This is a genomic window from Photobacterium aquimaris, assembly GCF_002954455.1.
Lineage (GTDB): Bacteria > Pseudomonadota > Gammaproteobacteria > Enterobacterales > Vibrionaceae > Photobacterium > Photobacterium aquimaris.
Genome location: NZ_MSCC01000002.1, coordinates 1,058,304 through 1,085,153 on the forward strand (window position 1 = coordinate 1,058,304; position 26,850 = coordinate 1,085,153).

Sequence of the window (26,850 nt, forward strand, 5' to 3'; positions counted from 1 at the left end):
AGTTGGATCTTTAATGTTGTGCGATATGATGTGCCTTTTTCATCAATGCTAAATACAGCTTTTGCTAATTCTTCTGCATCTTTTTCACTTAATACAACAGGTAATTGTGTATACCATAATGGAGAAGATAACCTAATTTTATCAACAATATCATTGTTATATGCCTCCGCATTCTTAGCAAAGAAATTTAACTTCTCACAAATTTCACCTGCCAAAGTAAAGACCACATCATTTCTTAATGAACTGGGTAAATAATCTTCAAGTTGCTCTGCGATATCTGCTGCACATAGTTGAGAATTTGTATTCTTACGAACCCCAGAAAGAACCTTTTTAAAGTAATCAACTAACGTACCTTTATTGTTAATCATCATTTTTAAAGGTAACCCGCCCTCTAATATTAACGTAAGAAGATACGCAGGATTATTACCTTTAACTCGCAAAGGTCGTTGCCAAAATGTTAGACCTTTTTCAGTAAGATAAGTTAATGATGAATTAGATATTTGAGACCACTGTAAGGAGCTTGTAATATCTGTCCAACGAACATGACCAGTAGTATGATTACGTCTTACCCACTCCGCAGCATACAAACAAAAAGCCTCATGAACATAAATAGGAGCCTTCTTGCCATAAGACATGAATTTACCTAATTTAATAAGTGATTCCTCAAGAGACTTATACTGTCGATCTGTACAGCGATAAGAATATAAAGGTTTCCCCGTTGGCATAGTATGACCATTTTTAGTAAATACTTCTTGGAGTAGCTGGTATAGTGGATTTGGCATCATTTATATATTCTTCCTTATATGATTGCATTTTGAATATCAAGGTTAATTTACAGCCATGTTAATTTGATGCCTAACCCTCCATACTTCTCCTAATACCTTTATATCTTTTCATTAGCTTTTATAAGCAAAATATAATCGAATAAAAAGTAAACTTTACACCTAGCAAAACACTATGAAATTATACCTTCCTATTGATATCTAAATCATGATAACTATCTCAATTAACAAACATTAGATTTAATATTCCCTTCATATATAAAACAAACCTAACACGCTGTAAATTATCAAGTTAATTATTCACCAATAAGGGTTATAAAATCATTCATTTCACTATTATTAATGATTTTAATACGAACGACTGCTACGCCTTTTTCTAAACTTGATACCTGATACGTATTACTATGACGCCCTTTATCTTCTGCATAATAATATTTTTCAACCTGTAATGTATCTAATGCTTGAGTGCTTGCGGGTACCCATAGCCAAGCAAATTCATTATGAGAAGGACTATCAATTTGAACGGCAATACCAAAACTAGGTGTAATCGTCCAAGAAACTAGTTTTTTTGTTTTACGCGTTGGTTCACCAAATAATGTTGTTAAGCGAGTAATCAAAGCCATTTTCATATATCACCTCATTTATTTAAAGTACATAAAGAGAATAATACATAGGATTAAAAATATATTTTCATAAGCTTACAAAATAAGTTAGCGTTTTATTAACTTACTTCGATTAAATTAATTAACTGATTTGAATTTGACCCATTGAATTTGACAATCACTATTTGTTAATGCAACAGAATAACGTTGTTCGGTGCTTTCAGGTACTGACCTAATTTCTAATTTATCAGCAACTTGTAACGGTAATTTATTTCTTAATTTAGTATTTATTGTTGAACATATTGGTTGAAGAAACGCCTTTCCCATCCCTGTTATAGTTGAATATTTACCTTCATTAAAATCTTCTGGAGTTGTCTTAAAGCTATTAAATATACGAGGATCAGTCGCAACACGACTATATGTTTCAAGAAAACTAATACTATGTGCGATGTTTTCATCAAAATAACGATCAACAAGTAAACCTTCTTCACCTTTATTAAAAAGCCAAATATAAAAAGCCATCTCTTTGGCTGTAAACTTTATATCAACGCCTAATGTAGAGATTAGTTTTGCAGATTTATCGATTGTGATATTTAGCTGTTGATGATTACTCGCATTAAGCATACCAACCGTTTGACTAAATGATTGGTTTGCCAACGAGGAAAATAAACTAGGCTCTATTGATGTTCGCATGCGTACAAAGGGAATTTCAGCTAATGTCACTTTTGCTTGGCTAAGATCTATTTCACCTTGACCATGTTTTCCTGTCACCCACTTAGATTGTTTAGTCGGGTACCAGAAATCACGTACAAACTCATATTGGTCATCGACAAAGACATGGCTTAAGGTATCTTGCTCACGACCAAACATTGACATTGCATAACCAAAATAAAATGCCATTGTCTTACGTCCACCAGCAAGTGATGCATGAATCGCAGTATTGTTGTCTTCGGTTATTTCATACACTTTACGTGTAATAAAATTTGCCATTGACGTTTGATCTTCAACAGATTTGGCATCATCAATTTGCTTACCATTCTCATCTTCAATCAAGCAAATATGACTTTCATTGAACACAAAATCAGGAAGAGCATATTCGTCTTTTAATGCTTGTAAATGACCATCACGAAACAAACCATTAACTAAAGAATCGTAACAACTTTTTGTTGTTATCACATACACTTCATTCGGAAATGGGCGCCTACTTTGATAAATAGAATAAAGTGTTTCGGTTAGAACCTGAGGACTGGCGCCTGTTGTCGATAAGAGGATATTTTTCATCACGTTACTACACCATTAAAATGTAGTCTTAGTTTAAAACAATTAATTGCATATATCTAAAGATATGTATTCTCAAGATACAACTTCTAATATTTTTAATGGAATATTTATATCAGCAATAATTATTATCGTCCTGACACTCTCTCTAGCATCCAATCTGTTATTTCACTCTCAACCCAAGCCACAGCTCTGCCACCTAACGATACCGTTTTAGGAAAGCGCCCTTCTGCCATGTAGTTATAAATACTTGAACGGCCTAAACCTGTTACGTGCATGACTTCTTTTAAGCGGATGAATCTCATGATGAATTCCTTTAAGTTGTTTCATTCATCAAATTGGCGGAATCCGTATTTTTTAATTATGCCTACCAGCTTCCACCATTCCGTCTTACCTCACTGCCCTCATAAATCCGAAATCAAAGAAATTTCAAACACATATCATCCTTGTGTAGAAGCCCATTAAGCATAAGGAATCAAGGCTATGCACAAACCAAACGACTATGTTGTTCATACTCCAATGACAGCAGATCAAGTATTAGAAAAAGCCGCAGAGATTGTGGCTAACCGATATTTACGTGGTGATGTATTTACCAATCCGCAAGCAACAAAAGATTTTCTACAATACAAAATGGCAGGCTATGAACGTGAAGTGTTTGCGGTATTACTGCTAGATAACCAGCATCGGTTAATTGAATACCAAGAACTGTTCTTTGGCACCATTGATGCGGCAAGCGTGTATCCAAGGGAGGTGGTGAAAGTGGCGTTTAACTGCAATGCTGCTGCGGTGATCTTTGCTCATAACCATCCATCAGGAATCGCTGAGCCGTCTAATGCTGATAAACACATCACGCAAAAACTCAGAGATGCGTTAGCACTGATTGATATTCGTGTACTTGATCATTTTGTAGTGGGAGAAACATGTGTCTCTTTTGCTGAACGGGGGTATTTATGATTGAACAACACTATGGCGAATTACAATTGCCACTCGCATTACACCGTCACCTTGAAAAGCTATTAAGCTGTTATACGATCCCCGTTCAAGCAACACGCTTAGTAATAAATTATAGGGCGTTAGATTATTATCAAACCAAACAAGGACTCCACCCGGTAGAAATACAACTCAAGAAAAATGGTGATCAATGGCTAGTGGTATTTATTGCTAGTTTTTCATTTATCAACACGCATCATAAATCTGTCGATGTTGAATTATATTTGCACTTAATCAACCACTGGTGTTATCAGCCTGACGCTGGTGGCCGTTGTGATCTGCTTCATCCAGCCGTTATGGATCTGTTCCATACTTGGATCGCAGCTTTTCTGCGTCACATTCAATACAAGCAATTCGATGATATTAGCCTAACTGTTCTGCGCTAATTCTTATCTAGTTTTAATACCTATTTCACAACCAATATCTTGTCGCCACAGGAGGCTTCATTATGTCTGTAATTTTATTTACACCTACTCTATTGCCTGTTTCAAATAAGCTTAAATCACTACTGAATCAAACGCTATGCGACTATCTCACTCAAGCAACACAACTCAATCAACAATCAGCAGATCGCTATACCTTCAATTTTAGAGACACTAGCTATAATGCTGAAAATGGTGGATTCCGTCCGGTTGAAATTGCTATTAATCAACAATCATCAGGAGAATGGAATATTGAATATATTACTGAGTTTGCGTACTTCGGAAATTATTACCCTGAGTTAGAAAGAAGCATGGATTTCGATATTAGTAATAATTGTTGGTTTACTTCTTATAGTGGCTGGTTATCGCTTAAAACCCACCAGCAAGATGCAAAAGAGTTATATCAACTATGGGAGGGTAACTTCTTAGCTTATGTTGATATGGACGCTTACGATCAAATAAAAATAACACTATAAGCATAAAAAATAAGAGCCCAGAACGGGCTCTTATTCTCAAACACATATTACCTTAAAAAAAACACTTATTGATTACTTTAAGCTATAACCAAAACTCTTTTCTTTTGTACCAAATACCTTCGTTTCTATTTTAGCTAAATAACTTAAGCGATAAAACACTCGATTATAATCGTTAATATAGGTTGAACTATTAATGTTCACACAATAGGTAGGTGTATCTTGCGGAAAATGAACATAACGACTAATTGAAAAATATTCGATAGCAAGTGCACTCGCCCAGGCTGAATAAACCTTAGATGCTAGGTTATTACCACTACCATCATAATTACCCAGTGTAAAATAGGTATCATGGTTTAATAATAGTGCCACATGATAATGTGCTTGCTGTGATTCATTTTTTTCTTTCGACCATATATATCTGATTGTACAGTCATGTACTCTTTTGCCTTCTCTTTGCTTGGCAATAAGATCATATTTAACATGAGCTTTAAATGACTCAATAAATCTCGATATAACAGTAGAGTCATATACATTTGGCATATCAACACAATTAGGTTGTATTGGTAAATGTAAATCAAATCGAACGACAAAAGTTCTAGGGTGTTCTGTAATAGCTTTATCTAATACTATTTTAATTTTAGCTAAGTAGTCATCTATCATCGTATAACCAGGAATGATAGCAAGTCCCATATATGTAGGGTTTGTATTTTGGTTTGATTGTTGTAAATAGTTATTCATGTTTTATCTCCGTTAGTAATTACATAAGAGAGACAACATGCGTAATTTATTATTTAACCAATATCACTACCTCTTACATTACAGGTATTAGTAACCGTTCCATTCATATTTCAATAAATATAATTCTAGTTATTGATAGTACTTTAAGTATTAGTGTTATTAGTTCACTTATACATTCCTTACTATTAAATATACTAGTATTAACATACAGACAAATAAGCTAATTAAAAACATCGAAGCTACCGAGAACAATGTCAACCTTAGTGACGGTAACTCCATAACTGTGTTACTCTGGAGATATCCCAACTTTGTATCTGCCCCAGCCCCAGTATCCACAAAGAACCAGTCGCATATGATTACTATAAATCGCCAATAAATTTATGCTAAAACCATCACAAAATCATCTTTAAATACACTGTAAAATCACTATAAATACTACATAGTAGAAATATAGGATTTGATATTATGACTTTAAATATAAGAAACAAAAGAGAAGCTACTTTTTGCTGGGGATATATTTGTAAATCTTTCAATGTTTTTTTTTGAAAGACCAAATGATTATAAAAAAACGAAAGATATAGCTTTGCAATTATTAGATAAATACAAGCCAGATAAAAATAATATAATTAATGCTATTAACTTAACATCTACACAACACTTACTTAATGAAGAACAAATACATTCATTGAAATTTGGTAATGAAAGATATATAAATTGGCTATGGGTTAAAATACTCTCCTCTAGAAATATTTTCATGTTAAGTTCTAGTTTGACAAAGCAATTTAAAAACATAACTCCATTATCAGTTCAACAACAAACAGATACTAACACTATTGATATTTTAGATTTTTTTAAATTAAACAAAACACCTATTTCAACTAAAGAAAAGAAAGATATTATTATAGATTTTTTTGATTTAGTCGCAGTCACAAAGACAGACAAAATTCAAATATTAAACAATATAAACAATGACTGGCATGATATCGAAACCGTTGATGATTTTAGCTGGATCAATAAAAACAACCCAGATTTATGTACTTGGGCCATTAATTATATTAATGAATACTCACAAAAAAATAACCTCTCCTTTTTCATGATATCAGACGTTAAAGTTGAGAGTGATTATTATAAGTTTATCTTATTATTTGATAGCTTGATTTGCCTTCCTGATACTAAAAAACTTTTTATCCAATCAATTAAAAAAGCCTATTCTCAGAAAAAATTCAGAGATAAACAAGTAGGAAAGAAGCAATGTTCATTTAATCTTTCAGAAAAAGCTATTCAACAATTATCTTTATTATCTGATCTTCAAGGTGTACCTAAAAATCATATTCTAGAATCACTTATCAACAATAAAATACTTGAGCTAGGAGTAAAATAATGACAATCAAGATTATTACTGGTGATATAACAACCGCTATATCAGATGCTATTGTTAATGCTGCTAATTCTCGCATGTTAGGTGGTGGAGGCGTTGATGGTGCAATACATCGTGCTGCTGGACCTGCTTTATTAAAAGCGTGTTATGAGGTTCCTGAAATAAATGGCATCCGTTGTCCTGTTGGCGAAGCTCGTATTACTGAAGCGGGAGAACTGAATGCTAAATATATTATTCATACTGTTGGACCAATGTATTACGGCCATAAAAATCCGGCACTCACATTAGAAAACGCTTATCGACATTCTCTGCAACTGGCTATTAGCCACCAGTGCCAGTCTATTGCCTTCCCTGCTATCTCGTGCGGCATTTATCGTTATCCACCAGCACAAGCAGCTACCATTGCAATTAACGTCTGTAATGAGGCTGCATTTAAACAACTCGATATTAGCTTTTACTTATTTGATCAAAGCTTGGTTAATATCTGGCAACAAGCCTTAACTGCGACTGAGCAATAGCAGCTGAGCAATAACCATAGGGAATAGCTACTGAACAATAACTAGCCATGCTTACCGTGCTATAGAGTCTAAATACATTAACGGGCAAGCATCCCCTAACAGTTATGGTAAACTCAGTGATAAGTATTTGTATGTAAGCGATAGCAGCATTACCAATGTGGATAGAAAATGATGTCCACTGCTATCTTTTACAAAAGTTTTTAGTACCCCCTGATGTACCCCATGGGGCTACTAGCAAAAATAAAGAGTATATAAATCAAATGAGTAGTCAGAGTATCCAGTGGTTCCCGGGCCATATGCACAAAGCCCGTAAAGAAATTGAAGAGGCAATGCCAAAAGTCGATGTGATCATCGAAGTGCTAGATGCCCGTATTCCTTTTAGTAGTGAAAACCCACTGATCAAATCATTCCGTGAAACTAATGATGGCAAACCGGTTGTTAAAGTACTTAACAAGCGTGATTTAGCTGATCCTGAAATGACCCAACTTTGGATCAATCACCTTGAAAAAGAACAAGGTGTAAAAGCAATTGCGATCACTACCGAGAATTTAAACGAAGTAAACCAGATCATGGATTTATGCCGTAAGCTTGCGCCACAGCGTGAAGAAGCCGGTAAAAAAATTCGTACTATGATCATGGGTATTCCTAACGTTGGTAAATCAACCATCATTAATGCGCTAGCAGGTCGTACTGTTGCCATTACAGGTAACCAACCTGCAGTTACTCGTCAACAGCAACGCATTAATTTAGATAATGGTATTTTACTTTCTGATACACCAGGAATTTTATGGCCGAAAGTGGAAAACCCGCACAGTGGTTTTCGTTTAGCGGCAACAGGTGCGATTAAAGATACTGCCATGGATTACATTGATGTTGGCTTCTTTACTATTGAGTACCTTATTAAGGCTTACCCAGAATTAATTAAATCACGTTATAACCTTGATGATGACCTTCCTGACTCTGAAATTGAACTAATAGAAGCGATCGGTCGCAAGCGTGGTTGTTTAAAAGGCGGCGGTCGTGTGGATTTACACAAAACGTCAGTTATTTTAATTAATGAATTACGTAATGGTACTTTGGGTAACATTACTCTTGAGCATCCAGAGATGATCACTGAAGAGCTGATTAATGTTGCGATTGCTGAAGAACGTAAAACTGAAGAAAAAATTAAGAAGAAAGAAGAGCGTCGCAAGCGTTACCTTAAAAATAAACGTTAATTAATAAAACAATATTTTTTTACATAAGTTTTAATAGTCACTTCCATCTATTTATTAATTTATATCTGATGGAGTGACTTTTTTTGAACAATCAATAAATACCGTCCATTAAGAAAAAATTTTATTGGTCATCATTAATTTTTTTCTTCTTAAATACCCAAAAATTAATCATTAAACTCAATTACAACACTAACGAATTTGTTGTTATTAATTGATTTATTCACCTGCACAATCATTGTAACTCATTAAATAAACGATAATTTCACCTTGAAACCACTCTATTGAATGCATTGGATTAAACATAACTCTAATCATTTTTTTTCTATCAGCAACATTATAATTAAAAATATCATTTCGGATTAGTTTTTCTCATTTTACTCCCACCTCAGTTGCGTGAATAATCGCTCCGTTTTCAGTCGAAAGCAAACCTAAACAGCACTGTCTCTTCTAGCTTATTAGCCTTTCTGGTTGATGGGTTTGATACTCTTTCAGGGTTACTCCTTTTATTAAAAGAGACAGATATTCTAAACCGAATTTATGTGGAGAGTACGGTAGTGCAACAAACCACTACTTGTCACCAAAGCAACGGCATGCTTGTGCCAGTTGCAGGACTAACTGTATTTGCAATTGCTTCAGGCTACCTAATGAGCTTGATCCCGCTATCATTAGCAAACTTTAATATTGATAGTAGTTATGCAAGTTGGTTAGCGAGTATCTATTATATTGGCTTATTAATTGGCTCATTAATGATTGAACCTATTATTGCCAAAATAGGTCACCGTATTGCCTTTATTAGCTTTCTCACATTATTAGCAGCAACGGTTGCTGTATTGCCTTTCTTTCCACATAAAGAACTATGGCTATTTGCACGTTTAGTAGCAGGTATGGCAGTAGCGGGTATTTTTGTGGTGGTTGAGTCATGGCTATTGATTGGTGATAGTGCAAAAGAGCGTGCTAAACGTCTTGGTTTTTACATGACGTCTTTATACGGCGGCACAACTATCGGTCAACTTGCTGTTGGTTACTTTGGCGTGCAAGGTTTTGTACCTTTCGTCGTTATCTTAGCACTATTATTCATTGCTATTTTACCGCCATTGTTTATTAAACAAGGTCAGCCTGATAGTCATGGTCATCAAGTTCTATCACTTAAGCAAATTACACGTTTAAGTAAGCCTGCGATCATTGGTTGTATTACATCAGGCGTGGTAATGGGAAGCATTTATGGTTTAATGCCGTTAGCGCTTAAAGCTAGCTCGCTTTCTACCAATCAGGTTGGTGTACTAATGGCTGCTATTATTCTTGGCGGTATGGTTATTCAGCCTATTATTAGTAAGCTTTCTACTGTAATGAGTAAGACGTTATTACTTGCATTAATGTCATTACTTGGTGTTTTTGCAATGGGTCTAACTTATTTATCAACAGATTACGTAGTATTAATCAGTGCATTGGCATTACTAGGTATGTCTGCATTTGCTCTTTATCCAATTGCAATCACGTTAGCGTGTGATAATTTAGATTCATCATATATTGTTGCAGCTACGCAAGTAATGCTATTTAGTTACAGTATCGGCTCGGCATTAGGTCCTATTGGTGCTAACAGCTTCATGAGTGAGCAAAATGGTTTGATGGATTTCTTCTTTATCGTACTGCTTGCGACAGCCATTTATATGTTAATTGCTAGTTTGCAACGCAAGCCACAAGTATTGGCCAGTTAATAACGATTCGATATTGATAAAAAAGGCACAATGGTTAATACCGTTGTGCCTTTTTACTATTCTAAGCAACGTTTATTTTACTAATGCCGCAGCACCAAAAACACCCGCACTGTCGCCCAAATCTGGCTTCACTATTTGAGTATTGAGCTCACCATTAAAGAGATGTGGTAAAATCGCCGCTTTAGCATGTTGATATAACGCATCAATATTTCCCACACCACCACCAATAACAATCACATCAGGATCTAATACATTGATGATCTGCGCCGCTGCAATTCCAAAGTAATGCGACATTCTTGTCAAGGTTGCTTGTGCATGAGGTTCCTTATCAGCCGCTAATTCAACAATCTCAGGCAATGAGAGTGCTTTTCCTGTTTGTTCAAAATAAAACCGTTCTAATCCTTTGCCTGAAATCACGGTTTCTAAACAGCCTGATTGACCACAATAACAAGGCGCACCGTTAGGTTCGATTACATTGTGGCCCCACTCACCGGCAATACCATGACAGCCATATAATCCTTTACCATTAACGACAATACCAGAGCCCACTCCAGTACCCATAATGATCCCAAACACCACTTCTGCATTGGGTTTGACTCGTTTTGCAGCCCCAAAGTGTGCTTCTGCTAATGCGAAACAATTGGCATCGTTAGCTAACACCACCTTGGCGCCAAGTCGTTTGGTCAGATCTTTATCAAGCGGTTTGCCATTAAGCGCGGTTGAATTACAATTTTTCATCACGCCATAGTGAGGATCTAACGTACCCGGTGTACCAAACCCAATAGCTTGAGGTCGTTGTCCTAATTGCTCAGCACAGTGGTTAATCAATATCTCAATTTGATTTAAAATATGATCATAGCCTTGATCGCTTTCTGTTGCGATACGCTCTCGTACTACACAAGTATCAGTGCTACGTTCAATCACTGCACACTCAATTTTGGTACCGCCTAAATCAACACCCCAATAATAACGATCCATTGTCACTCCACTGCTATTTTATTATTTCGAATTAGTATACTTGAGGCATAGGAGTAAGTTCTGCGATCTTGCCGAAAATTCACTCGATAATATTTAAAATTAAGGCTATTTAAACGCAAAAATTATGCATTTATTAGCTCACTGCAACAGAAATACATTTTCTTGCAAAATATCTCTTGTAGCGAAGCAATAATATTTTAAAGTAGCGGTACTTTTTATCGATGCGCAATTTCGCGTGGCTTACAGTAGTACTAAATGAATAAATACCGTCCTTATCTTGATATGCCTCTTTGTATATCAATTCTCCTTTTGATTACATTTAGTTCATTAACCGTATGGAGTGCAAGCAGCTTTAGTGTACCCATCATTGAGCGTCATCTCATTCGTGGCATGCTAGCTATTGGTGCATTAATTGTGATGTCTTCAATCGCGCCAGCCACTTATCAACGTTATACACCCTATTTATTTATGCTAACGGTAATTTTATTACTTGGTGTTTTTGTTAGCGGTGACAGTACCAACGGTTCACAACGCTGGTTAGCACTTGGGCCGATTCGTTTCCAGCCATCTGAACTGGTAAAAGTAGCTGTGCCGTTAATGATGGCGTGGATTTTAATTGCAGAAGCAGGACGTCCAACACTTAAAAAAGTGCTGATTTGTTTGATGATAACAGCGATTCCTGCTGGGCTTATTTTTATTCAGCCTGATCTTGATGGTGCTATCTTTACCATTTTATATGCGTTATTTGTACTTTATTATGCTGGCATGAGTTGGAGGTTAATATCAACAGTGTTAGGCATTGTTGGTGTTACTATTCCTCTTGCTTGGTATTTTGTAATGGCAACTTACCAAAAAAAACGTGTACTGCAATTTCTTAATCCAGAATCGGATCCGCTTGGCTCGGGTTATCAAATCATTCAATCAAAAATTGCAATTGGTTCTGGAGGCTTGCGCGGTAAAGGTTGGACAGATGCCACTCAAGGTAATTTGGGCTTTATACCTGAAAGCCATACTGACTTTATTTTCTCAACCTTCGCTGAAGAATGGGGCTATTGGGGCAGCGTACTGTTATTAGGGGTTTACGCTTTTATGACCTTTCGTGTTATTTGGTTAGCTAATCAATCGGAATCACCGTTTGCGCGCTTAGTCAGTGCCTCTTTTGCACTTAGCTTCTTTTTATATAGCTTTATTAATATTGGCATGGTGAGTGGCGTGTTACCTGTAATGGGAAGTCCGTTACCTTTCTTTAGCTATGGTGGTTCTGCCATTATTACTCAAGGAGCAATCTTTGGCATGATAATGTCATTATGTTTACGCAAAAAGTCTATTTGTGCACCAAGTAAATAACCCTTTCTAGTTTCAAAAAACGATATCAAAAAGCAATCATGGTTATTATTTGCATGATTGGCTTTTTATTATTTACAATATGACATCAAGGTCAGATTAACGCTCAGAAGCGGCTTCTGTCGCAATCTTTAACGCAGGAGATGTAATTTCTACACGGCGATTCTGTGCGCGTCCTTCAGCAGTATCATTGCTAGCTACAGGATGTTGTTCACCCATACCTTGCGCAGTAACTTGTGCAGGATCTGCAACATATTTTGCTAATTCAGAAGCAACAGCATTAGCACGCTTTTCAGATAATGTTTGGTTATAAGCCGCTGTACCTGTATTAGACGTATAGCCTGTTACAACAACGGTAGCGTTAGGATAACGGGTTAAACGCTGCTTCATAGGTTGCAGTGCTTTTTCATTATCAGCGGTTAATTTATACTGATTAACACCATAACCTAATGATAATGTTGATGGCTCGATCGTTACTGTTTGTGCCATTGCAGGCGCAATCGTATCAACGACAACAGGCTTCGCTCCCCAATTGTAAACCAAGCTTAAACCATAGAAGTTAGTATCAAATTTATAGCTTAAATCAGTACCACGAGGTTTTGAGGTTAAATCATGGTAATACTGGTATTCAAGACGTGTAGACAGGTGATCGGTTAATTGATATTCAACACCCGCACCCACAGTACCTACAACATGATCATCTGTATCACTAACACCATTGCCATGGTAAGCCGTTAGCATGTAACTGCCGCCCGCTTTGGCAAATAAGCCCCAGCTATCATTTAGATGCCATGTTGCCTTACCAGTTAAATCAAACGCATGTTGTTTAATATTTTGATGATTAATCTGCGCATCACCTAGCCACGTATAACCAGTCTCAACAGCAAACCATGGCGTAATATTATAACCAGCAAAAATACCTGCACCCAGATCGTTTTGTTTCAAACCAAGGTTAGAGGTATGGCCATTCTGTTCAAAGTGTGAATAGTTAGCATCACCTACACGAACACCAACATAATAAGGATTAGCAGGTGCTGCATGAGCAACGCCAGAAATAAGAACAGCAAGCGGTAACAGCGCAAAATATTTTTTAGACATACTATTTACTTTATAATGATTAATATTAGATATATTTTCGATGCAATTAACTGCACAATCACCAATAATGCCAAAATAGTATTTATTTGTCATAATTAAATAAAAATAAAACTATTCAGTGATGATTAACATCAAGATTCAATCGCAAAATACCAGCAATAGATCAAATAATCAGTAATGCGTAATTGCAATTCCTATTTCAGCGGCTAACTGCTGCATTTGATCATCAGTATCTAATTTCACTGACCAATTTAAACCACTACCAACAGCGGTGATCACATTGGCACCACCAATTAAGGTTAATTCGTCAACTTGTGCTTGCATCATGATTCGGCAATCGCCTTCGATTCGAATAACAACTTCATGTTGAGTTGCAATAATTTTTCCTTGAGAAAAAGTAATGATCATTGTATTTACTGCTTTTTATGTTTTAAAACGGCCATCGTTAAACGACTGGTACAAACGAGTCGCTGACGTTCATCACGAATTTCAATCTGCCATACTTGCGTTGTCGCACCAAGATGCAATGGGGTTGCCTTTCCTGTCACCACGCCGCTACGTACAGCGCGAATATGGTTAGCATTAATATCTAAACCCACACAGTAATAATCAGTGGTTACTGCAAAATTAGCCGCTAATGAACCTAATGTTTCTGCTAAAACAACAGATGCGCCACCATGTAACATACCTAATGGTTGATGAGTACGACAATCCACTGGCATAGTTGCAGACAACGATGAATCATCAAACGCAACATATTTAATACCTAAATGTTCAACTAAGGTATTTTTAGAGGTCTGATTAAAAAGTGCTAACGTAAACGGTCGTTGCCAAATCGCCATAATATTCTCTGGTTAGTTATTAGGTATAACACCTACGGTTGCTAAATAGTATTATGATATCACTCTCAAGCTAAGTCAGAAAAAAATACTCCGATTATCAACAGCAATCGTCGTTATGGCTTAGTCAATATGCTGCAGTTAACAACTAACAGATGAAAAAAAAGCGCCAACTAGGCGCTTTTAAAAATACATTTAAGTAATACTTATTGAGCAACAGCCGCTACAGCTTCTTGTTCAATTTCAAAACCAGGAGTCGTTACATCTGCACGACGGTTTTGAGCACGACCTTCTGAAGTATCGTTTGATGCTGCAGGATCTAGTTCACCACGACCTTCCGCAGATACACGGCTAGGATCAATGTTGAAGTGCTTAGTTAAGTATGTAGCAACAGTAAGTGCACGTTGCTCAGATAGCTTCTGGTTGTATGCTTCAGCACCAGTGCTATCTGTGTGACCAATAACAACAAGTTGTGCTTCAGGGAAGTTCACAAGACGTTGTGCGATTGGCTCTAGGCGTTGCTTATCTGCTGCAGATAGTTTGTTGCTATCAAATGCGAATGGCATTTCAGCAGAAATCGGCTCTAGTTGAATAGTTGTAGCTTCAACAACTTCAGCAACAACAGGAGCAACTGCCGCTGGTGCGCCCCAACCGTATACAAGGCTCACACCGTAGTAGTGTGCATCCCAGTTGATTTTAGTATCAGCAGGTTTCACTTCCATATCGTGGTAGTACTGGTATTCAGCACGAGCAGAAAGGTTGTTTGTGAAGTGATATTCAGCACCAAGACCAGCAGTAGCGACTAGGCTATCATCACGATCTGACACACCTGTTGCTTTATTTTTGTAATGAGAGAACTGCCATGCACCACCGACTTTAGTGTATAGATCTAAGGCATCGGTTGCTTGGTAAGTAAATTTACCAACAAGATCGATTGCTTGCTGTTCAATTTTCTCGTTATGTGCGTTATCGCCTTTTAGCGTTGCTTCGCCTAGCCAAGTATAACCTGTCTCAACAGCAAACCATGGTGTTACGTTGTAACCCATAAATACACCACCAGCAAAATCATCTTTATCAATAGACTTTGATTGGCTTGGGTTCCAATGATCATTACCTGTTTTCGCATCGAAATCAGCGTAATGAACACCACCAGCACGAGCACCCACATAGTATGGATTTACTGTTGCTGCGTTTACTGCACCAGAAACAAGAAGTGCAAGAGGTAAAACTACTAGATTCATTTTAGACATTACTTATCCTTTATTATACTTATTACCACTACTGCTGTTTTATCGACATTCCAACATAGAAATGTAATCCGTGACCACACTTTTACATTTAAGTTCAAAAAACTTGATGCAATTTAGCAAAAGAAAAAATAAAAATCCATAATAAATAAATAATAGCATCCAATGAAAAACATAAGTAATTGAAATAAAACAACTAAATAAAAACAACACTTACTATATTTATTCAATAAAACACGTGAATTATTTTTAAAAAGAATACAAAACATTCATAAAAAAAATTATAAGCAAGAATCTATATGTTAAATATGCATAAAGCACCATCTAAAACACATACCAAAAACCAACAAATACTTATAAAGAATTCAACATACTGATCAATCAAACCATCCATGAGAAAAATAGTACTTTTCCGCTTTTAATTGGATTTTAATTAACGGCTATTTCTCTTTATCTTATTACAACGTAAAATAAGTTTACTCATGCATTCAAGGGATTTATTGCATATACCTTTAGCGCATAAACCCTTTTATTTTTTTTAGCTGATTGACGTGTTCAAGCATTATGAATTTAATTGAAAGTAAAACGACATCCCTGCTTATCGCTGATTCGCCGATTACGGTAGGTATTATTGGTGGCGGTATAGCGGGATCGACTATTGCACTTCGATTAGCTGAACAAGGTGTAAATGTTCAGTTGTTTGAAGAAGGGAAAAGTCTCGTAAATGGTCCGCCTATTTGTCATTTACATGCTGGCGGTAATCTTTATCGTGAGATCTCAGATCAACAATGTATAACGCTACTTAAACAATCTATTGATACATTGCGCGTTTACCAGCACACCTCAAATATTCGACCAACTGTTATTGCGATCCCTTGCAATGACGCTGGCCATCCTGATGATTTATTACCTCGATTAACTTTATTACAGCAAACTTACCAAGCTCTGGTTGCAGACGATGCGAAAAATTGTGTGTTAGGAAATCCAAATGATTATTTTAAACTGTATCAACGCAGTGATTTAGAACGTCTAGCATTACAAGATAATCCTCAACAGCCTTTAACGCCCGATCAGTGGATGATCCCGGTAGCTAAATCGATTAATTTAGATCAGTTTAAATACCCATTAGTCATGGTCCAGGAATATGGCCTAAGTGTTTTTAGAATTGCCGCAACATTGGCACTTGCCCTACAAAGGCTGCCCCATTGTCACGTTAATACCAATACTAAAGTAACGTCGTTAGCTGAGCTACCTAATGGTTGGCAAGTTAGCAGCCAAGACGCGACTAATCATCAACAACAGATTAATGTCGATTACTTAGTTAACGCTGGCGGCTATCGTACTGGAACGATTGATGATTTAGCACATATTCCCCGTCAACGAATGGTGGAATTTAAAGCGGCCTATGTTGCCCATTGGTCACAATGTGATGCACAATGGCCAGAAGTTATTTTTCATGGTGAACGTGGCACGCCTAATGGTATGGCTCAACTAACACCTTACCCTGACGGTTTCTTCCAACTTCACGGTATGACACAAGATATTACCTTGTTTAAGAATGGCTTAGTAGCATCCAATGGCAATAGTGCTCAACCACAATTAGATGCATCTTTTAAAGAGAAGTTGCAGCAACATTGGACGCAACAAGAAATAGAACAGCGCACTCAACGCGCCATTAACCATATGGCACAGTTTGTTAATCACTTTGATCAAGCGACGGTGGGTGGTAAACCTTTATTTGGTGCTCAGCAAATTCCAGGGAATGATCCAACTTTACGTGCCGCTGATGTTTCTTATTCTCATCAACGCTATGCGCGCTCTGAAATTGTTAAAGCCTCATCGGCATTATCTGTAGCTGATGCGATCATTGAACAACTGGCAGCATTGAATTTAATTCAGTCACCACCACCGCAAACCCGTGAAAACGCATTTCCTGTGGCTCAGCAATTAAGCCTCAATGAAATCGTTAGTTATGCTGAAAAATTAGCAGCAGAGCGTGGTTTTCCAACCTCACTTGCGCGTCCAATTGGTCACTAGATACATACTACGATAACTAATACAAAAATAGCTGCAATTGCAGCTATTTTTATTTTATTTAGTAACAACAATAAACATTATTTTTTGCTTATTTCTTTATTACCTATTTCTTTATTAATCGCCGTTAAAGCCTGTTGCTGAGAAACTAACGTTGCTTGTTGGGTCTTTAATAATCCCAATTGTTGTTCATAATTATCACAATCTTTTTGTGATACCCAATTCCAACTATTGCCAGATTTAAACTCGTCACAGGTCTTTTTAAAGCCTTTCGTTGTTTTGGTTAATTCAACAATTTGTGCTTGAGTTGCTTCCACATTGGCTTTCATCTCAGCTTGACGTTTAAAATACTGCTGCGACTTATCAATCACCACTTGCTGTTTATTAGTGGTGGTTTTTAACTTAACAACTTCAGTATTTAGTTTCTTTTTCGTCACTTCTAATTTTTGTTGACTTACAGATAACTGCTGCTTTTTTTGTGCCAAAGATGCCAGTTGTTTTGCAAAGTCCTTTTTTTGTTTTTCTGCTAATGCAGTCATTGTCGCTAACTCTGTTGTTGCTTGAGTTAACTGTTGTTGCTGCTGTTCATTTTTAGTTACTAATGCTTGATATTGTTCAGTGCTATGCTGAAGCTGATCTGTTTGAGACTGCAGTTGTTGCTGACAAGCTTGTAGGCTAGGTGCGCTACTGTTCTGCTCTACTTTCATTCCCACACCATAACCAATTGCACCACCAGCGATGAGCGCTAAAAGAGATAACAACAAAGGGTTTTTACTCGTCGACTTAGTAGACATAATCACTTTCTCCATTTTATTTATTGGATTAAGAATCACTAATAGTTTTATCTATCTATGAAATTATCACTTTCCTCATGATAGATTGTTAATTTTGCATCAAATAATCTTTTATTGTTTTAAAAAGATCTTAATTATTAGTTAATTCGCATCAATCCCTTGCCAATTCTCAATTCTAATAATGTGTTTCAACCATAATATATTGTGATATTAGTCCATAAATATTGCTCAACCACACTAGGATTAATTTAACGGATTTCAATACTTCAATACACCGCAAAATATATAGGTATGTTTATGATCACATCACTGATTGCCTTAACTGTTTCAGCATTTTCGCTGCCTTTACTTGAGAACTCTACCTATAGTCAGACAGAAACTAAATGTACACTCACAGTAAAAGAACAACATTTACCAGAGAATACTGTTCTCACCATGTCTACAGATAAGCATAATAACTTTGATGTTAAAATTTACCATCTCAATGATCTTCAAGCGCCATCTCGAGGTGAATTAAGCCAGCATTCAATGGATAATATCGAACAACATCCATCCTTTGACTATATTGTCGACCACAACTTATTTAAACGGCTTGATAACCAAACAGCGATTTATACCGCCACCATTGCCAACGATAATTTTAGCCCTCAACGTTTTACTCAAGCATTTAAGACCCACAGCTATCGCACCACATTACACCTTGAGGGACTGAAACCTTTTACTTTTATTGCTAGCCAACGCCAAGCCGATGCCTTTTTTCGCTGTGCAGAACAACAAATATCGACCCTTGCTAAGCGTTAGTCATAACCAATAACCACTGCTAGCTTAATTTTAGAATCAGATCACTGTCTTTGATCCAGCCTTGACGGCGCATTATATAAGCAATAATAAGTGTGATCAGAGCGGGTAAAACAAAATGCATCAGCACTATTAAGCCATATATATAGCCACTACTCACACCTGGTTGTTCCATCGCAATCAACGTTTGTATTTGCCCCACTAAACCTGATGTTCCCATACCTGCGCCAAGAGGCGTATTTTCCATATGAAATACCACCGTCGCGATAGGTCCAAGCACAGCTGAAGCAATAATCGGCGGAATCCATATTTTATAATTCTTAACAATATTAGGCATTTGTAACATAGATGTGCCTAACCCCTGAGCAAATATGCCCGCCCAGCCGTTAACGCGATAACTCATAACAGCAAAACCAACCATTTGTGCTGCACAGCCAACAGTCGCAGCCCCAGCAGCCAAGCCATTTAAGCTCAACATAATTGCAATCGCAGCACTGCTAATAGGTAAGGTTAATGCCATGCCCATTAGTACCGCTACCAATGCGCCCATCAGCAATGGTTGCAATTGAGTCGTCGACATAATTAATTGACCAAATTGGGTCATAACAGCACCGACCAATGGCCCAATCCAACTACCAATAAAGACACCAACTAACACCGTAACTGCTGGCGTCACTAAAATATCCACCTTGGTTTCCCCTGCAACAACTTTACCGCACTCAACAGCACAAATAGTCGCAACAAATGCACCAACAGGCCCTCCCATTGCCGCCCCGGCAGCACCAGCAATAGTGGATGAAAATAATACTAATGGTGGCGCTTTTAGTGCATAAGCTATCGCTACACCAATAGCTGGTCCTGTCATTTGTTTTGCAATCGGCCACAAAACATCACTCAGTAACGGGATTGAAAACTTAATACCGATAGTGTTTAGAATTGAACCAATTAACAACGAAGAGAACAAACCGAGTGCCATAAAACTCATGGCATGGATAAAATAACAATGAAACGAAATCTTAATATTTTTAGACACTAAAAACGTGTTAACGCGAGAAAAAAAGCCGGATAAAGAAGGTTGCATTACAGCAAATACCGTATGAAAAGCTCAATAATGACGAAAGTTTACCTTAGCCCGCCTATAAATACAGTCAATAAATAACCCTTTTTTAGCATCTTGACTATATTGATAATCAACATACTTAATTCTTATTTAGCACCTCAAACACATAAATAATGTAACCGTAACTTGATTCACATTCTGTAATTCCACCTTTGGCACAAATACAGCTAAAAATAGACCACTATAATTTACCCACTTAGCCCCTTTAATTACTGTTATAACTTAATGTTCACGAGGGATCGATAACATGTCATCATTACCATTCCAACCATGTTCCAATTCTCATGATACGCAAAATTTTCAATATGTTAGTAAGCGATTAACCTCAATTGCTGCATTAGTTAGCCTTTCACTCAGTTTTCCAGTTACTGCAGAACAGCTGTCATTGATGCTGGCTAAAAGCTTACCAAGTGATCAACTCAATGCCGTTCATTACAGTGATGATAGTCAAATCCACGACAATTTTACCATTGCGGATTATTTAGTCAGTGAAAAGCTAGATGGTATTCGTGCTTATTGGAATGGTAACCAGTTACTGACAAAAACAGGTAAAATAATCCATGCGCCAAGCTGGTTTTATGCTGATTTCCCGCCAGTGCCGCTTGATGGTGAACTGTGGATTGAACGCGGTCAATTTCAAGCATTAACACGTATTGTGCTTGATGCCACCCCTAACCATGAAGCGTGGCAACGGGTTAATTACATGGTGTTTGATCTTCCACATAACACAGCCCCCTTTGAACAACGCTATCGTCAGTTACAAACATTGATTGACCAACAACGGGATCATAATCATCGACCAATCAATCACCTACAATGGGTTGAGCATAAATCTCTCGATAATTTGGCAATCTTAGTCCAATGGTTAGATATAGTCAGCAGTCATGATGGTGAAGGCTTAATGCTGCATCATAAATTAAATAAGTATACTGCTGGTCGTACTGAACATTTGTTAAAGCTTAAAAACCACCAAGACGCCGAAGCAATTATTATTGGCTATGAAGAAGGGAATGGAAAATATCAAGGAATGATGGGTGCGGTATGGGTGAAAACAGCAACAAATAATACCTTTAAAATAGGCTCAGGCTTTAATGATCAACAACGGCTGTCACCTCCAGCTATTGGTTCAACCATTCAATATCGTTATAACGGCTATACCGACCGAGGAATTCCTCGTTTTGCACGTTTTGTACGCATAAGAAATACACCTGATAGCTAACGTCATCAGCAAGCCAGAGAGCAAAAATGTCATTATATACGACATTTATTGTTACATTATTCAAACAAAAACCAACTTCAAGTCATTGATTAGTTATCGTATGCCTTTACTATACGATCATATATCTACATTTATAATGGACTATTAATCATGACGCTATTAAACATTTCTCGCATTCTAACAACCGCTATTGTGCTTACTGTTGGTCTCAGTAGTCACGCTAACGCAATGCCTAAAGGTGATGCCACTAAGGGTGAACTCAAAACGCCAAGTTGCCGTTTTTGTCATGGCAGTAATGGCATCGCATCACAACCAAGCTACCCTAACCTTGCCGGTCAACAGCAGCAATACTTGTATGATGCGATGGCTGCCTATACTAATGGCACTCGAACAGGCCCGATGGCAACGATGATGAAGGGACAATTACAAAACCTTAATTCACAAGATCTGGCAGATATTGCGGCTTATTATTCGGCAATGAAATAACGGCTTACATTAAAGTAGATCGTTTTTAATCGTTTCAAATTGGCACAACCACTCAGAAAGCTCTGCTACCTGACGTGCCAATTCTCGATTAAGCCATAAATAGCCGTAGTAACTAATATCAGTACGGCTATCAACACTTGCTGATAATTTCGGATATAGGGCTAATATCTCTAACTGTTTTTTATTGAGTACTATAAGTGGGTTTTCTAAGTCCAGTAAATCCTCACCCAATAATTCACACATTTGAGATAATTGCTCTTTAGCTTTTGATAATGCCCGTATTTCCTGCACTTTTTCTTTGCTGTATTGATGTCGCCACTGGGTTTGAACGATATTCTCCAGCAAATTAAACATTCTCACCTGACAAGCAATCGCCTTTTTGACTGATAGCTTCATCTCTGGTGTCTCGTGACCAATACTCGACTCTAATGCCGTGATCTTATTAAGTGTTTGACGCAATTTTACTAGCTGAACTTCACGATAAGCATCATCACTGTTTACCAACGCATTATGTTCAGAATAGTTTTGATGAAACAAACGTAAAAAATCACCACAGGCTAATTTAAAATGATCAGTGGCTTTGGCTGGAAATAAATATTGGCTCGCGATAATTGCTACTAATCCGCCCCACAGCACATTGGTAGTACGCCATAATGCGATATGTAAATCCCCGGGGCCACTACCGGCAACTAATACTAAAGTGACAGATGTTAAAATAGCGCTGTATGAATATTTACCAAGCGTAAAGTAAAGTGACACACTCAGCATTGCCACTAATAATCCATAGTGCCAATAGACATTATCACTTGGAAAAAAATACAGTGATAAACCGAGAATAGCCCCGATTGTCGTTCCCAAGATTCGCTGACTGGCTTTATCTGATACTTCACCAGAATACTTAGCTGACATCACTACGATGATCGTAATCGGTGCCCAAGTTGCGTAAGGAATCTTAAAAAATATATCGATAGAAAAAGCAATAATACAGGCGCTAATAATACGTAATACATGAAATAGGCGCATGTACTTAATAATTTTGAGATGTAAGGCTTTCATTTAGAAGTGTAACCACACCAATGTTTACTATGGATAGGTTGATACAAATACCATACCCCTTTTAAGATAACCAGCCACATAAACGCTGTATCTATAGTATTGCTGCATAAGTTATCACTATAAAAGCCAACTTAATCACATTAATGTGCTTTAATCATTGTTTTAATAAAATCTATGCATTTTTATTGTTATGTCATCTCTTAAGCTAACAATGAAACCTTATTTTGATAAACAAAAATCATTATCGATAGCCATCGTTTGTGATAGCCTAAATTAATACTTATAACGATAACGAGTAAACACCATGAAAATTTTCAGTAACTTTGAAAGCGGTAGCATCAATGTAGTTAAAGCAGAAAGCAAAGACGACATTCAACTTAGTATTCCTAACGATAACCAATCTGAATTACATCAATGGTTTCACTTCCGTTTAGAGTCAGAAGCTCAACAGCCACATACCATTAAATTATTAGATCTTGCTAACTCAGCCTACCCTGAAGGTTGGAATGGCTATGATGTTGTTGCTTCTTACGATCGTGAAGAGTGGTTCCGTATTCCTTCAGAATTTGATGGCGACACATTAACGTTTAACGTGATCCCTGAAAATGAATCAATGTACTTTGCTTACTTTGCACCGTACAGCTACGATCGTCATCAAGATCTATTGCATCTTGCACAAAGTCATTACAACTGCCGCCTAGAAACACTCGGTCATACATTAGATAACCGTGATGTTAGCCTATTAGTGATTGGCGATGAGCACGCCGCTGATAGCGAAGAAGCACCAAAGAAAAAGATCTGGGTTATTGCACGTCAGCACCCAGGTGAAACCATGGCAGAATGGTTTGTTGAAGGCTTAGTACAACGCTTATTAGATGAAACCGACACTGTTGGTCGTGCCCTACTAAACAAAGCCGTCTTCTATGTAGTACCAAACATGAACCCAGACGGCAGCGCACGTGGTCACCTACGCTTAAATGCAATCGGTGTAAACCTTAACCGCGAGTGGCAAACACCATCATTAGAAAACAGCCCTGAAGTATTCTACGTACGCGAGAAAATGCTAGCAACAGGCGTAGATATGTTCCTTGATATTCACGGCGATGAGGCAATTCCATTTAACTTCGTTGCGGGTTCTGAAGGTATTCCATCATACGATGCGCGCCTTGAAAATCTTGAAAATAAATTCAAACAAGCGCTATTAACTGTAACGCCAGAATTCCAAGACGAACACGGCTACGGAAAAGATAAACCAGGCGAAGCGAACCTTACTGTAGCTTCAAACTGGGTTGGCGAGCAATTTAACTGCTTATCTTACACTGTTGAAATGCCATTTAAAGATCATAATAATCAGCCAGATAGTCTATACGGCTGGTCTCCAGAGCGTAGCATTGGCTTTGGTCACGATGCCCTAGCAGCAGTGCTTGCTGTTACTGATGAGCTTCGTTAATACAGACTCTCTATAAGCACCAAGCCAGCGGCCACCTATTTAGTTGGCCGTTTTTATTCACCAATATGAATAAAATAACAAATGTATTAAAATATGAAATTAGTGATTTTAAGTGTCGATACTTGCCTAGTGGCGACAAAGTCGCTTGGTAATTACGATACGACAGAATCGCTTGGTGATCACATTTACTCTCAATTAATCGTTAACACATTTATGTCGAGTAGACGACACTTGTTACCAAGTGCCGCCCCTCTAAGAACCGTACGTGCAACTTTCACTGCATACGGCTCAAGCCTCCACTAAGGCATCGTTTGACACCCAGCAACTTATAAAGCAGTCAGAGCAGGATCAACCCATGAGTTACGAGCTTGTCTTTTTGACTTCCGCTTTGCCAAGTATTCTTGGTATTCAGGGTCAAAAGGAGTCGCCGCACTCTTGATTTTTACATGTCGCTCAATGGGCACTTTTGCTATTTGGAATAGGTTAAACAGGCAATCCATGTTCATGACTTTCTGCCAACCGTGAAATTGCCATTGGCCTTTACGGTTGAGGAAGTATTTATGAACAACCCAGTCCTTGGACTTGGTTGGATGACGTCTAACTGCCCAGTACCATAATGCTTGGAATAGATTGTGCCCGACATACCCGAATATCTGCTTAGCAACACAGTGGCGATAGTAATTCGCCCATCCCCTGAGTTTCGGATTTATCAACTTGATGAGATCGTTAACAGGAATGGTTGCGTGCTTTTTGATGAGTTCACGTAGGTTTCTCAAAAATAACAGCGTGTTGGATTTGCTCGGCTTAATAAGCAATTTTCCTTTGTACTTCCTATGGTTGAAGCCCAGAAAGTCAAAGCCATCATCAATGTGAGTAAGCTTCGTTTTCTCTACGGAGAGGGTTAACCCTCTTTCTGCCAAAAAGTCAGCAATCAACGGTTTGATATCGTTCACTAGCACTTCCGTTGATGAGCAGGTGACCACGGAATCATCCGCATAACCAATAAAGTTGGCTCTAGCGCTCTTTTTGAGCGCAGTGGATTTTATGCACTGCTCTAGCCCTGAGAGAGTCATTAACATCAAGGTCGGAGATATAATTCCGCCTTGTGGTGTACCCTCATCAGTATCATAGAACAGACCTTTGTCCATAAAGCCAGACCTTAGCCATTGTTTCAACATTCGCTTATCTACAGCGATGTTATCAAGAAGCCATTGATGGCCGATCTTGTCGAAACAGGCTTTGATATCCCCTTCAAGTATCCATTTAGCTGATTTCTTTAGAGCCAAACATTTGAAGCATTGACTGACTGCGTCAGCAGTACTGCGATTAGATCTAAATCCATAACTATTGGGATCAGCAAGTGTTTCAGACACAGGCTCTAGTGCTAGTAGGTGGAGTGCTTGTTGCGCTCTATCAACCATGCATGGAATGCCTAATGGCCTGAGTTTGCCGTTCTTTTTGGGAATGTAGATACGTTTAAGTGGCTTCGCTTTATAAGTCTTGCGACTAAGCTGATTGACTGCTTTCATACGGCGTGCATCTGTGTTCCAGATGACACCATCTATTCCAGGCGTTTTACTGCCTTTGTTTTGAGATACTCGCCTAACCGCAAGAAGCTTAGCTGAGCGAGAATGAGTTAAGAGCCACTGTAAGGAGTTCACCTTACCGTATTTCTTTTCTCTAGTTGCTTTTGCGATACGCATTTGAAGCTTTAATACGTGCGCTTCAACGGATTTCCAGTCTATTGACTGCCATTGAGCACCGTCAGAAGATGCACTAATCTCTTTCGAGATCACCATTTGCTTTTCTCCTTGAATAAAGTTCTTCAAACTCTCTCGCAAAGGGAGACCAGTCGGAAGTGGGCTCACTTTCGTGATCAGACATGAGTCTGTATCTACATCATTACAATGTAGCTTTCGCTTTTTCCGACCTCCTATACCTGCATCACTATCGGCCACTGCGGCTTTCCCAGAGGGAGTGATACAGGCTTACCCTGTTCCGTATGTCACGTAAAATGTCAGCTTAGATGCCCACTATAGTGCGGAGAGTACTGCGATCACGAAAGAATACTGTCCAACTTCTTTCCAACTCTCATTGCCATTTTGGCCACAGCGTATTAACCACTTCCGCTGCTTCATCACATAACGCACCTTGAATGGATTCACATACGTTCATCATACTGACTACCTAGCACTTACCCGAATTGTGGTTTTCAGGAGGAACGTCCTCTCACGATTCTTTTCCCACTCAGCCAAACGGCCAAGTTTCGTT

General features: G+C 37.8%; 27 protein-coding genes. 13 read left to right on the forward strand and 14 right to left on the reverse strand.

The genetic code is table 11. The annotated features are described in order from the left end of the window. The 4 genes from BTN98_RS20390 to BTN98_RS15460 all read right to left on the reverse strand — a co-directional run. The coding region (locus BTN98_RS20390) for an STY4851/ECs_5259 family protein (RefSeq protein ID WP_205853518.1) at positions 1-785 on the reverse strand (785 nt) is incomplete at its 3' end. A 293-nt stretch (positions 786-1,078) separates the two neighbouring features. Further along, complete coding sequence (locus tag BTN98_RS15450) at positions 1,079-1,411, reverse strand: hypothetical protein (RefSeq protein WP_061000650.1); 333 nt, start codon at positions 1,409-1,411, stop codon at positions 1,079-1,081. A 111-nt stretch (positions 1,412-1,522) separates the two neighbouring features. Then, positions 1,523-2,665 carry a CRISPR-associated ring nuclease Csm6 gene (gene csm6, locus BTN98_RS15455; protein ID WP_061000652.1) on the reverse strand — a complete coding sequence of 381 codons (1,143 nt, stop codon included), beginning with the start codon at positions 2,663-2,665 and terminating at the stop codon, positions 1,523-1,525. A gap of 125 nt (positions 2,666-2,790) precedes the next feature. Further along, entirely contained in the window at positions 2,791-2,967 is a 177-nt protein-coding gene (locus BTN98_RS15460; RefSeq protein WP_061000654.1) for an AlpA family transcriptional regulator, read from the reverse strand. Between the two features lie 178 nt (positions 2,968-3,145). On the opposite strand from BTN98_RS15460, the gene radC reads away from it, so the two are divergent. The 3 genes from radC to BTN98_RS15475 all read left to right on the forward strand — a co-directional run bounded on the left by radC (position 3,146) and on the right by BTN98_RS15475 (position 4,550). Then, on the forward strand, positions 3,146-3,616 hold the full coding sequence (gene radC, locus BTN98_RS15465; RefSeq protein WP_058119145.1) for a RadC family protein: 471 nt from the start codon (positions 3,146-3,148) through the stop codon (positions 3,614-3,616). Next, entirely contained in the window at positions 3,613-4,038 is a 426-nt protein-coding gene (locus tag BTN98_RS15470) for a DUF2787 family protein (protein WP_061000656.1), read from the forward strand. The genes radC and BTN98_RS15470 overlap by 4 nt, the downstream gene beginning before the upstream one ends. A 62-nt stretch (positions 4,039-4,100) precedes the next feature. Further along, positions 4,101-4,550, forward strand: a complete 450-nt coding sequence (locus BTN98_RS15475) for a DUF2787 domain-containing protein (protein ID WP_061000658.1) — start codon at positions 4,101-4,103, stop codon at positions 4,548-4,550. Between the two features lie 72 nt (positions 4,551-4,622). On the opposite strand, the gene BTN98_RS15480 is transcribed toward BTN98_RS15475, so the two are convergent. After that, positions 4,623-5,288 carry an inovirus Gp2 family protein gene (locus BTN98_RS15480; RefSeq protein WP_061000660.1) on the reverse strand — a complete coding sequence of 222 codons (666 nt, stop codon included), beginning with the start codon at positions 5,286-5,288 and terminating at the stop codon, positions 4,623-4,625. Positions 5,289-5,820: 532 nt separating this feature from the next. Between BTN98_RS15480 and BTN98_RS15485 the strand changes: the two genes are divergently transcribed. From BTN98_RS15485 to BTN98_RS15500, 4 genes are all read left to right on the forward strand, one after another. Next, positions 5,821-6,669 (forward strand): hypothetical protein, encoded by an 849-nt coding sequence (locus tag BTN98_RS15485; RefSeq protein ID WP_105030033.1) that lies wholly within the window; start codon positions 5,821-5,823, stop codon positions 6,667-6,669. Beyond that, a complete protein-coding gene (locus BTN98_RS15490) occupies positions 6,669-7,184 on the forward strand; it encodes a macro domain-containing protein (RefSeq protein WP_061000664.1) in 516 nt (171 codons plus the stop codon). Before BTN98_RS15485 ends, BTN98_RS15490 begins: the two co-directional genes overlap by 1 nt. Before the next feature lie 260 nt (positions 7,185-7,444). Then, positions 7,445-8,401 carry a ribosome biogenesis GTPase YlqF gene (gene ylqF / locus BTN98_RS15495; RefSeq protein ID WP_061000665.1) on the forward strand — a complete coding sequence of 319 codons (957 nt, stop codon included), beginning with the start codon at positions 7,445-7,447 and terminating at the stop codon, positions 8,399-8,401. A 554-nt stretch (positions 8,402-8,955) separates the two neighbouring features. Next, positions 8,956-10,116: an MFS transporter gene (locus BTN98_RS15500; RefSeq protein WP_197432893.1), complete on the forward strand. Its 1,161-nt coding sequence runs from the start codon at positions 8,956-8,958 to the stop codon at positions 10,114-10,116. A 72-nt stretch (positions 10,117-10,188) separates the two neighbouring features. On the opposite strand, the gene BTN98_RS15505 is transcribed toward BTN98_RS15500, so the two are convergent. Beyond that, positions 10,189-11,094, reverse strand: coding sequence for an ROK family protein (locus tag BTN98_RS15505; protein WP_061000668.1), 906 nt, complete (start codon positions 11,092-11,094; stop codon positions 10,189-10,191). Between the two features lie 255 nt (positions 11,095-11,349). Between BTN98_RS15505 and rodA the strand changes: the two genes are divergently transcribed. Beyond that, positions 11,350-12,441 (forward strand): rod shape-determining protein RodA, encoded by a 1,092-nt coding sequence (gene rodA / locus BTN98_RS15510; RefSeq protein WP_061000670.1) that lies wholly within the window; start codon positions 11,350-11,352, stop codon positions 12,439-12,441. Positions 12,442-12,537: 96 nt separating this feature from the next. Here rodA and BTN98_RS15515 read toward each other — a convergent pair whose 3' ends face one another. From BTN98_RS15515 to BTN98_RS15530, 4 genes are all read right to left on the reverse strand, one after another. Next, a complete protein-coding gene (locus BTN98_RS15515; protein ID WP_061000692.1) occupies positions 12,538-13,536 on the reverse strand; it encodes an outer membrane beta-barrel protein in 999 nt (332 codons plus the stop codon). Between the two features lie 171 nt (positions 13,537-13,707). Beyond that, positions 13,708-13,944, reverse strand: a complete 237-nt coding sequence (locus tag BTN98_RS15520; protein ID WP_061000672.1) for a DUF3389 domain-containing protein — start codon at positions 13,942-13,944, stop codon at positions 13,708-13,710. Between the two features lie 5 nt (positions 13,945-13,949). Continuing rightward, positions 13,950-14,378, reverse strand: coding sequence for a hotdog fold thioesterase (locus BTN98_RS15525; protein WP_061000674.1), 429 nt, complete (start codon positions 14,376-14,378; stop codon positions 13,950-13,952). A gap of 203 nt (positions 14,379-14,581) precedes the next feature. Further along, positions 14,582-15,625, reverse strand: coding sequence for an OmpA family protein (locus BTN98_RS15530; RefSeq protein WP_061000676.1), 1,044 nt, complete (start codon positions 15,623-15,625; stop codon positions 14,582-14,584). 561 nt (positions 15,626-16,186) lie between these two features. Between BTN98_RS15530 and BTN98_RS15535 the strand changes: the two genes are divergently transcribed. Next, entirely contained in the window at positions 16,187-17,659 is a 1,473-nt protein-coding gene (locus BTN98_RS15535; RefSeq protein WP_061000678.1) for an FAD-dependent oxidoreductase, read from the forward strand. A 77-nt stretch (positions 17,660-17,736) separates the two neighbouring features. Here BTN98_RS15535 and BTN98_RS15540 read toward each other — a convergent pair whose 3' ends face one another. Further along, complete coding sequence (locus BTN98_RS15540; protein WP_061000680.1) at positions 17,737-18,450, reverse strand: hypothetical protein; 714 nt, start codon at positions 18,448-18,450, stop codon at positions 17,737-17,739. Positions 18,451-18,747: 297 nt separating this feature from the next. Between BTN98_RS15540 and BTN98_RS15545 the strand changes: the two genes are divergently transcribed. Next, the gene (locus BTN98_RS15545; RefSeq protein ID WP_061000682.1) at positions 18,748-19,251 is read left to right on the forward strand and encodes a hypothetical protein; all 504 of its coding nucleotides are present in this window, start codon (positions 18,748-18,750) and stop codon (positions 19,249-19,251) included. A 19-nt stretch (positions 19,252-19,270) separates the two neighbouring features. Here the strand turns inward: BTN98_RS15545 and BTN98_RS15550 are convergent, their stop codons facing one another. Further along, a complete protein-coding gene (locus BTN98_RS15550) occupies positions 19,271-20,329 on the reverse strand; it encodes a PTS sugar transporter subunit IIC (RefSeq protein WP_061000683.1) in 1,059 nt (352 codons plus the stop codon). A gap of 286 nt (positions 20,330-20,615) precedes the next feature. Here BTN98_RS15550 and BTN98_RS15555 point away from each other — a divergent pair, with 286 nt between their 5' ends. Next, positions 20,616-21,587, forward strand: a complete 972-nt coding sequence (locus tag BTN98_RS15555) for a DNA ligase (protein ID WP_105030035.1) — start codon at positions 20,616-20,618, stop codon at positions 21,585-21,587. Positions 21,588-21,737: 150 nt separating this feature from the next. Further along, the gene (locus tag BTN98_RS15560; RefSeq protein ID WP_087820357.1) at positions 21,738-22,073 is read left to right on the forward strand and encodes a c-type cytochrome; all 336 of its coding nucleotides are present in this window, start codon (positions 21,738-21,740) and stop codon (positions 22,071-22,073) included. A gap of 9 nt (positions 22,074-22,082) precedes the next feature. Here BTN98_RS15560 and BTN98_RS15565 read toward each other — a convergent pair whose 3' ends face one another. Then, positions 22,083-23,129, reverse strand: coding sequence for an FUSC family protein (locus tag BTN98_RS15565; RefSeq protein WP_061000686.1), 1,047 nt, complete (start codon positions 23,127-23,129; stop codon positions 22,083-22,085). Between the two features lie 304 nt (positions 23,130-23,433). On the opposite strand from BTN98_RS15565, the gene BTN98_RS15570 reads away from it, so the two are divergent. Next, on the forward strand, positions 23,434-24,579 hold the full coding sequence (locus tag BTN98_RS15570; RefSeq protein WP_061000688.1) for a M14 family metallopeptidase: 1,146 nt from the start codon (positions 23,434-23,436) through the stop codon (positions 24,577-24,579). A 326-nt stretch (positions 24,580-24,905) separates the two neighbouring features. On the opposite strand, the gene ltrA is transcribed toward BTN98_RS15570, so the two are convergent. Then, positions 24,906-26,378 carry a group II intron reverse transcriptase/maturase gene (ltrA, locus tag BTN98_RS15580; RefSeq protein WP_061000697.1) on the reverse strand — a complete coding sequence of 491 codons (1,473 nt, stop codon included), beginning with the start codon at positions 26,376-26,378 and terminating at the stop codon, positions 24,906-24,908. Positions 26,379-26,850: the final 472 nt, after the last annotated feature.

What these genes read in the sequence shown, in the direction of transcription:
- BTN98_RS15450 (WP_061000650.1), bottom strand. Translation starts at nt 1,411, where the DNA reads ATGAAAATGGCTTTGATTACTCGCTTAACAACATTATTTGGTGAACCA.
- csm6 (WP_061000652.1), bottom strand. Translation starts at nt 2,665, where the DNA reads ATGAAAAATATCCTCTTATCGACAACAGGCGCCAGTCCTCAGGTTCTA.
- BTN98_RS15460 (WP_061000654.1), bottom strand. Translation starts at nt 2,967, where the DNA reads ATGAGATTCATCCGCTTAAAAGAAGTCATGCACGTAACAGGTTTAGGC.
- radC (WP_058119145.1), top strand. Translation starts at nt 3,146, where the DNA reads ATGCACAAACCAAACGACTATGTTGTTCATACTCCAATGACAGCAGAT.
- BTN98_RS15470 (WP_061000656.1), top strand. Translation starts at nt 3,613, where the DNA reads ATGATTGAACAACACTATGGCGAATTACAATTGCCACTCGCATTACAC.
- BTN98_RS15475 (WP_061000658.1), top strand. Translation starts at nt 4,101, where the DNA reads ATGTCTGTAATTTTATTTACACCTACTCTATTGCCTGTTTCAAATAAG.
- BTN98_RS15480 (WP_061000660.1), bottom strand. Translation starts at nt 5,288, where the DNA reads ATGAATAACTATTTACAACAATCAAACCAAAATACAAACCCTACATAT.
- BTN98_RS15485 (WP_105030033.1), top strand. Translation starts at nt 5,821, where the DNA reads ATGTTTTTTTTTGAAAGACCAAATGATTATAAAAAAACGAAAGATATA.
- BTN98_RS15490 (WP_061000664.1), top strand. Translation starts at nt 6,669, where the DNA reads ATGACAATCAAGATTATTACTGGTGATATAACAACCGCTATATCAGAT.
- ylqF (WP_061000665.1), top strand. Translation starts at nt 7,445, where the DNA reads ATGAGTAGTCAGAGTATCCAGTGGTTCCCGGGCCATATGCACAAAGCC.
- BTN98_RS15505 (WP_061000668.1), bottom strand. Translation starts at nt 11,094, where the DNA reads ATGGATCGTTATTATTGGGGTGTTGATTTAGGCGGTACCAAAATTGAG.
- rodA (WP_061000670.1), top strand. Translation starts at nt 11,350, where the DNA reads ATGAATAAATACCGTCCTTATCTTGATATGCCTCTTTGTATATCAATT.
- BTN98_RS15515 (WP_061000692.1), bottom strand. Translation starts at nt 13,536, where the DNA reads ATGTCTAAAAAATATTTTGCGCTGTTACCGCTTGCTGTTCTTATTTCT.
- BTN98_RS15520 (WP_061000672.1), bottom strand. Translation starts at nt 13,944, where the DNA reads ATGATCATTACTTTTTCTCAAGGAAAAATTATTGCAACTCAACATGAA.
- BTN98_RS15525 (WP_061000674.1), bottom strand. Translation starts at nt 14,378, where the DNA reads ATGGCGATTTGGCAACGACCGTTTACGTTAGCACTTTTTAATCAGACC.
- BTN98_RS15530 (WP_061000676.1), bottom strand. Translation starts at nt 15,625, where the DNA reads ATGTCTAAAATGAATCTAGTAGTTTTACCTCTTGCACTTCTTGTTTCT.
- BTN98_RS15535 (WP_061000678.1), top strand. Translation starts at nt 16,187, where the DNA reads ATGAATTTAATTGAAAGTAAAACGACATCCCTGCTTATCGCTGATTCG.
- BTN98_RS15540 (WP_061000680.1), bottom strand. Translation starts at nt 18,450, where the DNA reads ATGTCTACTAAGTCGACGAGTAAAAACCCTTTGTTGTTATCTCTTTTA.
- BTN98_RS15545 (WP_061000682.1), top strand. Translation starts at nt 18,748, where the DNA reads ATGATCACATCACTGATTGCCTTAACTGTTTCAGCATTTTCGCTGCCT.
- BTN98_RS15550 (WP_061000683.1), bottom strand. Translation starts at nt 20,329, where the DNA reads ATGCAACCTTCTTTATCCGGCTTTTTTTCTCGCGTTAACACGTTTTTA.
- BTN98_RS15555 (WP_105030035.1), top strand. Translation starts at nt 20,616, where the DNA reads ATGTCATCATTACCATTCCAACCATGTTCCAATTCTCATGATACGCAA.
- BTN98_RS15560 (WP_087820357.1), top strand. Translation starts at nt 21,738, where the DNA reads ATGACGCTATTAAACATTTCTCGCATTCTAACAACCGCTATTGTGCTT.
- BTN98_RS15565 (WP_061000686.1), bottom strand. Translation starts at nt 23,129, where the DNA reads ATGAAAGCCTTACATCTCAAAATTATTAAGTACATGCGCCTATTTCAT.
- BTN98_RS15570 (WP_061000688.1), top strand. Translation starts at nt 23,434, where the DNA reads ATGAAAATTTTCAGTAACTTTGAAAGCGGTAGCATCAATGTAGTTAAA.
- ltrA (WP_061000697.1), bottom strand. Translation starts at nt 26,378, where the DNA reads ATGGTGATCTCGAAAGAGATTAGTGCATCTTCTGACGGTGCTCAATGG.